The organism is Enterobacter cloacae complex sp. SHL022, from assembly GCF_049237785.1.
Lineage (GTDB): Bacteria > Pseudomonadota > Gammaproteobacteria > Enterobacterales > Enterobacteriaceae > Enterobacter > Enterobacter hormaechei_C.
On the sequence record NZ_JBMKJH010000004.1, the window covers coordinates 401,308 to 413,512 of the forward strand.

Annotated in this window: 7 protein-coding genes and 1 pseudogene; 7 read left to right on the forward strand and 1 reads right to left on the reverse strand. The window is 55.8% G+C overall.

The window, feature by feature from the left end:
- Positions 1 to 54: 54 nt before the first annotated feature.
- Positions 55 to 1,023, reverse strand: coding sequence for a thioredoxin-disulfide reductase (trxB, locus tag ACOTZD_RS11235; RefSeq protein WP_003858303.1), 969 nt, complete (start codon positions 1,021 to 1,023; stop codon positions 55 to 57).
- 543 nt (positions 1,024 to 1,566) lie between these two features.
- On the opposite strand from trxB, the gene lrp reads away from it, so the two are divergent.
- From lrp to dmsB, 7 genes and pseudogenes are all read left to right on the forward strand, one after another.
- Positions 1,567 to 2,061 (forward strand): leucine-responsive transcriptional regulator Lrp, encoded by a 495-nt coding sequence (lrp, locus tag ACOTZD_RS11240; RefSeq protein WP_000228469.1) that lies wholly within the window; start codon positions 1,567 to 1,569, stop codon positions 2,059 to 2,061.
- 135 nt (positions 2,062 to 2,196) lie between these two features.
- On the forward strand, positions 2,197 to 5,862 hold the full coding sequence (locus ACOTZD_RS11245) for a DNA translocase FtsK 4TM domain-containing protein (protein WP_174402392.1): 3,666 nt from the start codon (positions 2,197 to 2,199) through the stop codon (positions 5,860 to 5,862).
- 127 nt (positions 5,863 to 5,989) lie between these two features.
- Complete coding sequence (gene lolA, locus ACOTZD_RS11250; protein ID WP_003858270.1) at positions 5,990 to 6,604, forward strand: outer membrane lipoprotein chaperone LolA; 615 nt, start codon at positions 5,990 to 5,992, stop codon at positions 6,602 to 6,604.
- 9 nt (positions 6,605 to 6,613) lie between these two features.
- Positions 6,614 to 7,957 (forward strand): replication-associated recombination protein RarA, encoded by a 1,344-nt coding sequence (rarA, locus tag ACOTZD_RS11255; RefSeq protein WP_003858268.1) that lies wholly within the window; start codon positions 6,614 to 6,616, stop codon positions 7,955 to 7,957.
- Between the two features lie 92 nt (positions 7,958 to 8,049).
- Positions 8,050 to 9,342 (forward strand): serine--tRNA ligase, encoded by a 1,293-nt coding sequence (gene serS / locus ACOTZD_RS11260; protein WP_003858266.1) that lies wholly within the window; start codon positions 8,050 to 8,052, stop codon positions 9,340 to 9,342.
- Between the two features lie 211 nt (positions 9,343 to 9,553).
- Positions 9,554 to 11,998, forward strand: coding sequence for a dimethylsulfoxide reductase subunit A (dmsA, locus tag ACOTZD_RS11265; RefSeq protein WP_022650720.1), 2,445 nt, complete (start codon positions 9,554 to 9,556; stop codon positions 11,996 to 11,998).
- Between the two features lie 10 nt (positions 11,999 to 12,008).
- Positions 12,009 to 12,205, forward strand: a pseudogene (gene dmsB / locus ACOTZD_RS11270) (dimethylsulfoxide reductase iron-sulfur subunit DmsB); the annotation flags it as partial.

A 12,205-nucleotide genomic window follows, 5' to 3' on the forward strand; every position in this document is an offset into this window, starting at 1 on the left:
AATAAAGGCGACCAGTGGCCGCCTTTATTTACGTTTGTTACTGACTTGTAAAGATTATTTACCTTGTTCAGCCAGCCCGTCCAGGTAGCGTTCTGCGTCCAGCGCGGCCATACAACCGGTGCCCGCAGAGGTGATCGCCTGACGATAAATATGGTCCATCACGTCACCAGCTGCGAAGACACCCGGAACGCTGGTCTGGGTGGCGTTGCCGTGAATGCCAGACTGCACTTTAATGTAGCCGTTCTCCAGCTCCAGCTGACCTTCAAAGATAGCCGTGTTCGGGCTGTGACCGATTGCCACAAACAGGCCTGCCACTTCCAGCGTTTCGACGTTATCGGTGTTCTGGGTATCACGGATACGCAGCCCCGCCACGCCCATCTGATCGCCAGTTACTTCTTCCAGCGTACGGTTGGTATGCAGCACAATGTTACCGCTCGCCACTTTGTCCATCAGGCGTTTGATCAGGATCTTCTCCGCGCGGAAGGTGTCGCGACGGTGGATCAGGTGTACTTCTGAGGCAATATTTGCCAGATACAGCGCTTCTTCGACCGCAGTATTACCACCGCCGATCACCGCAACTTTCTGGTTGCGATAGAAGAAACCGTCGCAGGTCGCGCAGGCTGACACGCCGCGGCCTTTGAACGCTTCTTCAGACGGCAGACCGAGATAGCGGGCAGAGGCGCCGGTGGCGATGATCAGCGCATCGCAGGTGTATTCGCCGCTGTCACCCGTCAGGCGGAACGGACGGTTCTGCAAATCCACTTTATTGATGTGGTCGAACAGGATTTCGGTTTCGAATTTGGCGGCATGCTCGTGCATGCGCTCCATCAGCAGCGGCCCGGTCAGGTCGTTCGGGTCGCCCGGCCAGTTTTCCACTTCCGTGGTGGTGGTCAACTGACCGCCTTTTTCCATCCCGGTGATCAGTACCGGTTGCAGGTTAGCGCGTGCAGCATAGACCGCTGCGGTATAACCCGCAGGTCCAGATCCAAGGATTAGCAGCTTACTGTGTTTGGTCGTGCCCATGAGATCCCCATTGTTGTTGGCAGGCAATGGGCTGGATTGTAGGGAATTTGTTGCCGTAAAAAAAGAGCAGGGCAGTTTTGCTTCCGATATATGCAATAGACGCGCCCTATGGGTCAGAGGCGGTCACATCACGTCTGCTACTGAAAACAGCGCGTTTATAAGGCAATAAAATGAGGATTAATACCCCTCCGTAATGAATATCCGGCATCTTGTACTAAAAATCGATGTTTTGCTTTGACAATCCCCTGCGCTTTTGCGAAAACATTCAAGGAAGAAAAAAAGACGCACGAACTGCATGCCGCATAGACATGCACGGAAATGCCATTTTTACCGGGTCAGTGAAATCTACGCATGGTGTGGACAGACGCCATACGTGATGTCTGTGACTGCTTTCGGGCAACGGTCTTCTTACCGCAGAACCCGAATCCACATCGCGTCTAATACATAACCAGGCGATGTGATGAATAACGGGTACAGGCTCTGAACAGTGATGTGCACAGGGTCCAGGCAGGAGTAGGGAAGGAATACAGAGAGACAATAATAATGGTAGATAGCAAGAAGCGCCCTGGCAAAGATCTCGACCGTATCGATCGTAACATTCTTAATGAATTGCAAAAGGATGGGCGTATTTCCAACGTCGAGCTTTCAAAACGTGTGGGACTTTCCCCGACGCCGTGCCTTGAGCGTGTGCGTCGACTGGAAAGACAGGGTTTTATCCAGGGCTATACGGCTCTGCTGAACCCGCATTATCTGGATGCCTCACTTCTGGTATTTGTTGAGATTACTCTGAATCGTGGTGCACCGGATGTGTTTGAGCAATTTAACGCCGCTGTACAAAAACTTGAAGAAATTCAAGAGTGTCATCTGGTCTCCGGTGATTTCGACTACCTGTTGAAAACCCGTGTGCCCGATATGTCCGCCTACCGTAAGCTGCTGGGTGAAACCCTGCTGCGTCTGCCAGGCGTGAACGACACCCGTACTTATGTGGTGATGGAAGAGGTCAAACAGAGCAATCGTCTGGTTATTAAGACGCGCTAACACGGAACAGGTGCAAAATCAGTGTAGTTTGATTACACTCCTGTTAATCCATACAGCAACAGTGCCGGGGAGTCCCGGCGCTGTTGTCCGTTTTAGCACACAGGCAGGACATGCCTGATACCTGGAGAGCCTTTCTTGAGCCAGGAATACACTGAAGACAAAGAAGTCACATTATCTAAGCTAAGCAGCGGACGTCGTCTCCTTGAGGCGTTACTGATTGTTATTGCCCTTTTTGCCGTCTGGCTGATGGCTGCCTTACTCAGTTTCAACCCCTCAGATCCCAGCTGGTCGCAAACCGCATGGCATGAGCCTATCCATAATTTGGGTGGCGTTCCCGGTGCCTGGCTTGCGGACACGCTCTTCTTCATTTTCGGTGTGATGGCCTATACCCTTCCTGTCATCATTATTGGCGGATGCTGGTTTGCCTGGCGTCATCGACAGAACGACGACTACATCGATTATTTTGCCGTTTCGCTGCGCCTGATTGGCGCCCTGGCGCTGATCCTCACCTCCTGCGGACTGGCGGCGATCAATGCCGATGACATCTGGTATTTCGCCTCCGGCGGTGTGATTGGCAGCCTGTTGAGCTCCGCGCTGCAACCGATGCTTCACAGCAGCGGCGGCACGCTGGCGCTGCTCTGCATCTGGGCGGCGGGCCTGACGCTGTTTACCGGCTGGTCCTGGGTGAGCATTGCCGAAAAAATCGGCAGCTTTATTCTGACTCTGCTGACGTTTGCCAGCAATCGTACCCGTCGTGATGATACGTGGGTCGATGAAGACGAATATGAAGATGAATACGAAGAGGAAGACGAGGCACCTGTGCAGCGTCGTGAATCCCGCCGTGCCCGTATTCTGCGCGGTGCTCTGGCACGCCGCCAGCGCGTTGCTGAAAAATTCGCTAACCCGTTAGGCCGTAAAACGGATGCCGCGCTTTTCTCCGGCAAACGTATGGATGAAGACGAGCAGATTGAGTATCGCGGTGCGGCCGTCGATCCTGATGATGTGTTGTTCTCTGGTCATCGAGCTACGCCGGGTGAGTATGACGAATACGATCCGCTGTTGCATGGTCATTCCGTGACTGAACCGGTAGCCGCTGCTGCCGCCGCAACGACGGCTGCGCAGGCCCATGTTGCGCCTGTTGAAGCCGTGATGCCGTCCTCGCCTGTTCCGGCACCGGAGTCCGCGATCCAGCAACCGCAGGTGGACTGGCAGACTGCGCCAGGCGTCCATACGCCTGAACCGACCATTGCGCCGGAGCCTGAAAGCTATATTCCTGTGCAGCAGGAACAGTGTCAGCAATCGTATCAGCCGTCTGAGCCTGCCAGCGAGCCGCAACAGCCGTATCAGGCTTATACGCCCGAACCCGCTGTGCCTGAACAGCCATATGTTGCGCCGGTGTCTGAACCCGAAGTGGTGGAGGAAGCGAAGCCATCACGTCCGCCATTGTACTATTTTGAAGAAGTGGAAGAGCGCCGTGCCCGTGAGCGCGAGCAGCTTGCCGCCTGGTATCAGCCCGTGCCTGAGCCGGTGCAGGAGCCTGTTGTAAAAGCGCCTTCTGCGAGCGTTGCACCTGTAGACCCAGCGCCAGCCGTTGCGTCAGGAGCAGAAACCGTGAAGCAGGCAACGGCAGCCGCTGCCGCGTCCGCTCCGCTATTCAGCCCGGCAACCGACGGTGCGCCGCGTCCTCAGGTGAAAGAGGGCATTGGTCCACAATTGCCGCGCCCTAATCGCGTGCGCGTACCTACGCGCCGGGAGCTGGCCTCTTATGGCATTAAACTGCCTTCCCAGCGTATGGCGGAAGAGAAAGCGCGTGGTTCTGACTACGAAGATGATGCCGACGAACTGCATCAGGACGAGCTGGCGCGTCAGTTTGCCGCCCAGCAGAATCAGCGCTACGGCGACGAGTATCAGCACGACGTGCCTTCACACCAGGAGGATGATGATGCGGCTGAAGCGGAGCTGGCGCGCCAGTTTGCCGCTACGCAGCAGCAGCGTTATTCCGGTGAGCAGCCTTCGGGGGCAAACCCGTTCTCGCTGTCGGATTTCGAATTCTCACCAATGAAAGATCTGGTGGATGATGGCCCAAGCGAACCGCTGTTCACGCCGAGCGTGATGCCAGAAGCGGAACCGGTGCGTCAGTCGCCTCCGCCACAGGTTTACGCGCAGCCGCAACAACCGGCGCCACAGGCGTATGCTCAGCCGCAGACGCCTGCCCAACCGCCGCAGCCGCAGTTCCAGCAGCCAGCACCACAGCCGCAGGAAAGCCTGATTCACCCGCTGCTGATGCGTAACGGAGACAGCCGTCCGCTGCAACGACCAAGTACGCCGCTGCCGTCGCTGGATCTGTTAACGCCGCCGCCAGCGGAAGTCGAGCCGGTGGATACCTTTGCCCTTGAACAGATGGCCCGTCTGGTGGAAGCGCGTCTGGCTGACTTCCGTATTAAAGCGGACGTGGTGAACTACTCACCTGGCCCGGTGATCACCCGTTTCGAACTGAATCTGGCGCCAGGCGTAAAAGCGGCACGTATTTCTAACCTGTCCCGTGACCTGGCGCGTTCTCTGTCGACCGTGGCGGTACGCGTGGTGGAGGTGATCCCAGGTAAGCCTTACGTTGGCCTTGAGCTGCCAAACAAGAAACGCCAGACCGTTTATCTGCGTGAAGTTCTGGATAACACCAAATTCCGCGACAACCCGTCCCCGCTGACCGTGGTGCTGGGTAAAGATATCGCCGGCGATCCGGTGGTTGCCGATCTCGCGAAGATGCCGCATCTGCTGGTTGCGGGTACCACCGGCTCCGGTAAATCAGTCGGGGTGAACGCCATGATCCTCAGTATGCTCTACAAAGCGCAGCCTGAAGATGTGCGTTTCATCATGATCGACCCGAAAATGCTTGAACTGTCCGTCTACGAAGGCATTCCGCACCTGTTAACGGAAGTGGTGACCGACATGAAGGACGCCGCCAACGCATTGCGCTGGAGCGTCAATGAAATGGAGCGTCGCTACAAGCTGATGTCGGCGCTGGGCGTGCGTAACCTGGCCGGTTATAACGAGAAAATCGCCGAGGCGGCGCGTATGGGCCGTCCGATTCCGGACCCATACTGGAAGCCGGGTGACAGCATGGATGCCCAGCATCCGGTGCTGGAAAAACTGCCTTACATCGTGGTGCTGGTGGATGAATTTGCCGACCTGATGATGACCGTTGGTAAGAAAGTGGAGGAGCTGATTGCGCGTCTGGCACAGAAAGCGCGTGCGGCGGGCATCCACCTGGTACTGGCAACGCAGCGTCCGTCCGTAGACGTTATCACCGGTCTTATTAAGGCAAACATCCCGACCCGTATCGCGTTTACCGTGTCGAGTAAAATTGACTCGCGTACTATCCTTGACCAGGGCGGTGCAGAGTCGCTGCTGGGAATGGGTGATATGCTCTATTCCGGCCCGAACTCCACCTCGCCGGTGCGTGTCCACGGTGCGTTTGTTCGCGACCAGGAAGTGCATGCGGTGGTACAGGACTGGAAAGCGCGCGGGCGGCCGCAATACGTTGACGGCATTACCTCCGACAGTGAAAGCGAAGGTGGCGGCGGTGGTTTTGACGGCGGCGAAGAACTGGATCCGTTATTTGACCAGGCGGTTAATTTCGTCACCGAAAAACGTAAGGCGTCCATCTCCGGCGTCCAGCGCCAGTTCCGTATCGGCTACAACCGCGCGGCGCGTATTATCGAGCAGATGGAAGCCCAGGGTATTGTGAGCGAACAGGGGCATAACGGTAACCGAGAGGTGCTGGCACCACCGCCTTTTGATTAACCTTCAGCGATTGCAAAGAAGGGTAAATCAGCAAAAATTAAGCATATTCTTCTGTCGCCTGCCTTCAGGCAGGTCCAGAATAGAAACGGAACCCCCATATCGGGAAGACGTATTTTAAGGAATAACAATGAAAAAAATCGCCATCGCCTGTGCATTACTCTCCAGTTTTGTTGCCAGCAGCGTCTGGGCTGATGCAGCCAGCGACCTTAAAAGCCGACTGGATAAAGTGAGCAGCTTCCACGCCAGCTTCACGCAAAAAGTGACTGACGGCAGCGGCAACGCGGTGCAGGAAGGTCAGGGGGATTTGTGGGTGAAACGCCCGAATCTCTTCAACTGGCACATGACCCAGCCTGATGAAAGCGTGCTGGTGTCCGACGGGAAAACCTTGTGGTTCTACAACCCGTTTGTTGAGCAGGCGACCGCCACCTGGCTGAAAGACGCGACCAGCAATACGCCGTTTATGCTCATTGCCCGTAACCAGTCCAGCGACTGGCAGCAGTACAACATCAAACAAAACGGTGATGAGTTCGTCCTGACGCCAAAAGGCAGCAACGGTAATCTGAAGCAGTTCACGATTAACGTGAGCAGCAACGGTACCATCAATCAGTTCGGCGCGGTTGAGCAGGACGATCAGCGCAGTAGCTATCAGCTTAAGTCTCAGCAAAACGGCGCTGTAGATGCTTCGAAATTCACCTTTACCCCGCCGCAGGGCGTAACGGTGGATGACCAACGTAATAAGTAAGAGGCATGAGTGAGCAACCTGTCGCTCGATTTTTCAGATAATGCGTTTCAACCTCTGGCCGCCCGTATGCGGCCAGAAAATTTAGCGCAGTACATCGGCCAGCAACACCTGCTGGCTGCGGGGAAACCATTGCCGCGCGCTATTGAGGCGGGGCATCTGCACTCCATGATCCTCTGGGGGCCACCCGGCACCGGCAAAACCACCCTCGCTGAAGTGATCGCCCGCTATGCTAACGCGGACGTTGAGCGCATCTCGGCGGTTACCTCCGGCGTGAAGGAGATCCGCGAGGCGATCGAGCGCGCACGGCAAAACCGTAATGCCGGGCGCCGCACCATTCTGTTTGTTGATGAAGTCCACCGTTTCAACAAGAGCCAGCAGGATGCGTTTCTGCCGCACATTGAAGACGGCACGATTTTCTTCATCGGCGCAACCACGGAAAACCCGTCGTTTGAACTCAACTCCGCGCTGCTTTCCCGCGCCCGCGTTTACCTGCTTAAATCCCTGACCACAGAGGATATCGAAAAGGTTCTGACCCAGGCGATGGAGGACAAAGCGCGGGGTTACGGCGGACAGGATATCGTTCTGCCGGACGAGACGCGTCGTGCGATCGCTGAACTGGTCAACGGCGATGCGCGTCGGGCACTGAATACGCTGGAAATGATGGCCGATATGGCCGAAGTGGACGATGCGGGCAAGCGCGTATTGAAGCCTGAACTGCTCACCGAAATTGCCGGTGAACGCAGTGCGCGCTTCGATAATAAAGGCGACCGTTTCTACGACCTTATCTCTGCGTTACATAAATCCGTGCGCGGCAGCGCGCCGGATGCGGCACTCTACTGGTATGCGCGTATCATTACCGCCGGTGGCGATCCGTTATATGTCGCGCGTCGCTGCCTGGCCATTGCGTCAGAAGATGTCGGTAATGCCGATCCACGCGCCATGCAGGTCGCTATTTCCGCCTGGGACTGCTTTACCCGCGTCGGACCCGCGGAAGGTGAGCGTGCCATTGCGCAGGCAATTGTCTATCTGGCCTGCGCGCCGAAAAGCAATGCAGTGTATACCGCCTTTAAAGCGGCGATGTCGGATGCACGTGAACGTCCGGATTACGACGTTCCGGTACACCTTCGCAATGCCCCTACAAAGCTGATGAAAGAAATGGGTTACGGGCAGGAGTATCGCTACGCCCATGATGAACCCAATGCCTACGCCGCCGGGGAGGAGTATTTCCCGCAGGAGATGGCACAAACCCGCTATTATCACCCTACAAACAGAGGTCTTGAGGGTAAGATTGGCGAAAAGCTCGCCTGGCTTGCCGGACAGGATCAAAATAGCCCTATAAAACGCTACCGTTAGTTCAATCGTTGCGGTAATGTTGGCAATATATCTCTGTGGCCGCAGGCTGTGGTCACTTTTTCCTTTTTTAATTCGATAAGCACAGGATAAGCATGCTCGATCCCAATCTGCTGCGTAATGAGCCAGACGCAGTCGCTGAAAAACTGGCACGCCGGGGCTTTAAGCTGGATGTAGATAAGCTGCGCGCTCTTGAAGAGCGTCGTAAAGTTTTGCAGGTACAAACTGAAAATCTGCAAGCAGAGCGTAATTCTCGATCGAAATCCATTGGCCAGGCGAAAGCGCGCGGGGAAGATATTGAGCCATTACGCCTGGAAGTGAACAAACTGGGTGAAGAGCTGGATCAGGCGAAAGCTGAACTGGACGTTCTTCAGGCTGAAATTCGCGATATTGCTCTGGCGATCCCGAACATTCCTGACGACAGCGTGCCTGTCGGCAAAGACGAAAACGACAACGTTGAAGTGAAACGCTGGGGTACGCCTCGCGAGTTTGACTTCGAAGTGCGCGATCACGTGACGCTGGGCGAAATGCACGCGGGCCTGGACTTTGCGGCAGCGGTTAAGCTGACCGGTTCTCGCTTCGTGGTAATGAAAGGGCAAATTGCTCACCTGCACCGCGCGCTGGCGCAGTTCATGCTGGATCTGCACACCGAGCAGCACGGCTACAGCGAAACCTACGTTCCGTATCTGGTTAACCACGATACGCTGTACGGTACAGGCCAGCTGCCGAAATTTGCCGGCGATCTGTTCCATACCCGTCCGCTGGACGAGGAAGCTGACAGCAGCAACTACGCGCTGATCCCAACTGCGGAAGTGCCGCTGACCAACCTTGTGCGTGATGAGATCATCGACGAAGACGATCTGCCAATCAAACTGACTGCGCACTCTCCATGTTTCCGTTCTGAAGCCGGTTCTTACGGTCGCGATACGCGCGGTCTGATCCGTATGCACCAGTTCGATAAAGTTGAGATGGTGCAGATCGTTCGTCCGGAAGAGTCTATGGACGCGCTGGAAGAGATGACCGGCCACGCGGAAAAAGTGCTGGAGCTGCTGGGTCTACCATACCGTCGTATGGCGCTGTGCACCGGCGACATGGGCTTCGGTGCCTGCAAAACCTTCGACCTTGAAGTCTGGGTGCCTGCGCAGAACACCTACCGTGAAATCTCCTCCTGCTCCAACGTCTGGGATTTCCAGGCGCGTCGTATGCAGGCGCGTTGCCGCAGCAAATCTGACAAGAAAACCCGTCTGGTTCATACCCTGAACGGTTCTGGTCTGGCAGTAGGCCGTACGCTGGTTGCTGTGCTGGAAAACTACCAGCAGGCTGACGGACGCATTGAGATCCCTGAAGTGCTGCGCCCTTACATGAAAGGCCAGCAGTTCATCGGCTAATTATTTGCTCTAAGACAAAAAAGCGCCTCAGGGCGCTTTTTTTATGACTCTGATTTGATACGAAGCAATAACCCCTCCCTCTAAAGTAGTAATACTCCTCCGAACGAAAGTCAGCATAAAACACCAATAACGTTGTAATTCGTTATAAATAAAACTACATAGCGGTTTGCGCCGCCTCTCTTTTCTTTGTGAGCAACCAAAGTGAGTCTTTATGAAAATCAAAGCGCCTGAAGCGTTAATGGCTGCCGAGGTCACTCGCCGTGGGTTGATGAAAACCACGGCAATAGGTGGTCTGGCGGTTGCCAGCAGCGCCTTTACGCTCCCCTTTACCCGACTGGCGTCGGCGGCGGAGGCTCTGTCTCCCGCTTCAGCCCCGGAAAAAGTGGTGTGGAGTGCCTGTACCGTTAACTGCGGTAGCCGCTGCCCACTGCGTATGCACGTGGTGGACGGTGAAATCAAATATGTCGAAACCGACAATACCGGCGATGATAACTACGAAGGGTTACATCAGGTTCGTGCCTGTCTGCGTGGTCGCTCAATGCGCCGTCGCGTATATAACCCGGATCGTCTGAAATACCCAATGAAGCGCGTCGGTAAGCGTGGGGAAGGGAAGTTCGAGCGCATTAGCTGGGACGAAGCCTACGATATTATCGCGACCAACATGCAGCGCCTGATCAAAGAGTACGGCAACGAATCTATCTACCTCAACTACGGCACCGGGACGCTTGGCGGCACCATGACCCGTTCCTGGCCGCCGGGTAAAACGCTGGTGGCGCGCCTGATGAACTGCTGCGGCGGCTATCTCAATCATTACGGCGACTACTCTTCCGCACAGATTGCCGCGGGCCTGAACTATACCTACGGCGGCTGGGCAGACGGCAACAGCCCGTCGGATATCGAGAACAGTAAACTGGTGGTGTTGTTCGGCAACAACCCAGGCGAAACGCGCATGAGCGGCGGCGGGGTAACCTATTACCTTGAGCAGGCGCGCGCCAAATCCAACGCACGAATGATCATCGTCGATCCGCGCTACACCGATACCGGCGCAGGGCGTGAAGACGAGTGGATCCCCATCCGCCCTGGTACCGACGCGGCGCTGGTCAATGCGCTGGCGTATGTGATGATTACTGAAAACCTCGTCGACCAGCCGTTCCTGGATAAATACTGCGTCGGTTACGACGAGAAGACGCTGCCAGCCAGCGCACCGGCTAACGGGCACTATAAAGCCTATATTCTTGGCCAGGGCAGCGACGGCGTGGCGAAAACCCCGGAGTGGGCATCCACTATCACCGGCATTCCTGTCGAACGTATTGTTCAGCTGGCACGTGAAATTGGTTCAACCAAACCGGCTTATATCAGCCAGGGCTGGGGACCTCAGCGCCACGCGAATGGCGAAATTGCCACCCGCGCTATTTCTATGCTCTCGATTCTGACTGGCAACGTCGGTATTCACGGCGGTAATAGCGGGGCGCGTGAAGGCTCGTATGAAGTACCGTTTGAACGTATGCCAACGCTGGATAACCCGGTTCAGACCAGCATCTCCATGTTTATGTGGACAGACGCGATCGAGCGCGGCCCGGAAATGACTGCGCTGCGCGACGGTGTTCGGGGCAAAGATAAGCTGGACGTGCCGATCAAAATGATCTGGAACTATGCCGGTAACTGCCTGATCAACCAGCACTCAGAGATCAACCGCACCCATGAAATTTTGCAGGATGATAAGAAGTGCGAAATGATTGTGGTGATCGACTGCCACATGACCTCATCGGCAAAGTATGCCGATATTCTGCTCCCAGACTGCACCGCGTCTGAGCAGATGGATTTCGCGCTGGATGCCTCCTGCGGCAACATGTCCTATGTGATCTTCACTGACCAGGCCATCAAACCGCGCTTCGAGTGCAAAACCATCTATGAGATGACTTCCGAGCTGGCGAAACGTCTTGGCGTTGAGCAGCAGTTCACTGAAGGACGTACTCAGGAAGGGTGGATGCGCCATCTGCACGAGCTTTCCCGCAAAGCCATTCCTGACCTGCCGGACTTCGATACCTTCCGCAAGCAGGGCATGTACAAGCAGCGCGATCCGGAAGGGCATCATGTGGCGTATAAAGCCTTCCGCGACGATCCGCAGGCCAATCCGCTGACCACGCCGTCGGGCAAAATCGAGATCTACTCCGAAGAGCTGGCAAAAATTGCCGCAACGTGGGAATTGCCGGAAGGGGACGTTATCGATCCGCTGCCGATTTATACGCCAGGCTTCGAAAACTACAACGATCCGCTGACGGAGAAATTCCCGCTTCAGTTGACCGGTTTCCACTACAAAGCGCGTGTTCACTCCACCTACGGCAACGTTGACGTACTGAAAGCGGCCTGCCGACAGGAGATGTGGATCAACCCGATGGATGCGAAAGCCCGCGGCATCAGTAATGGCGATCGCGTACGTATCTTCAACGGACGTGGCGAAGTGCATATCGAAGCTAAAGTGACTCCGCGTATGATGCCTGGCGTTGTCGCGCTGGGGGAAGGGGCCTGGTATAACCCGGATGCGAACCGTATCGATCAGGCGGGCTGCATCAACGTTCTCACTACGCAGCGTCCATCGCCGCTGGCGAAGGGCAACCCATCCCACACAAACCTCGTTCAGGTTGAAAAGGCGTAAGGAGTAACCGATGACAACCCAGTATGGATTTTTTATTGATTCCAGCCGCTGCACCGGGTGCAAAACCTGCGAGCTGGCCTGCAAGGATTACAAAGACCTGACCCCGGAGGTCAGCTTCCGGCGTATTTATGAATACGCGGGCGGCGACTGGCAGGAGGATAACGGCGTCTGGCATCAGAATGTCTTCGCCTATTACCTGTCGATTGC

Bases quoted from the DNA above. Each gene is read 5' to 3' on its own strand.
- dmsA (WP_022650720.1), top strand. From the start codon at position 9,554: ATGAAAATCAAAGCGCCTGAAGCGTTAATGGCTGCCGAGGTCACTCGC.
- serS (WP_003858266.1), top strand. From the start codon at position 8,050: ATGCTCGATCCCAATCTGCTGCGTAATGAGCCAGACGCAGTCGCTGAA.
- trxB (WP_003858303.1), bottom strand. From the start codon at position 1,023: ATGGGCACGACCAAACACAGTAAGCTGCTAATCCTTGGATCTGGACCT.
- lolA (WP_003858270.1), top strand. From the start codon at position 5,990: ATGAAAAAAATCGCCATCGCCTGTGCATTACTCTCCAGTTTTGTTGCC.
- lrp (WP_000228469.1), top strand. From the start codon at position 1,567: ATGGTAGATAGCAAGAAGCGCCCTGGCAAAGATCTCGACCGTATCGAT.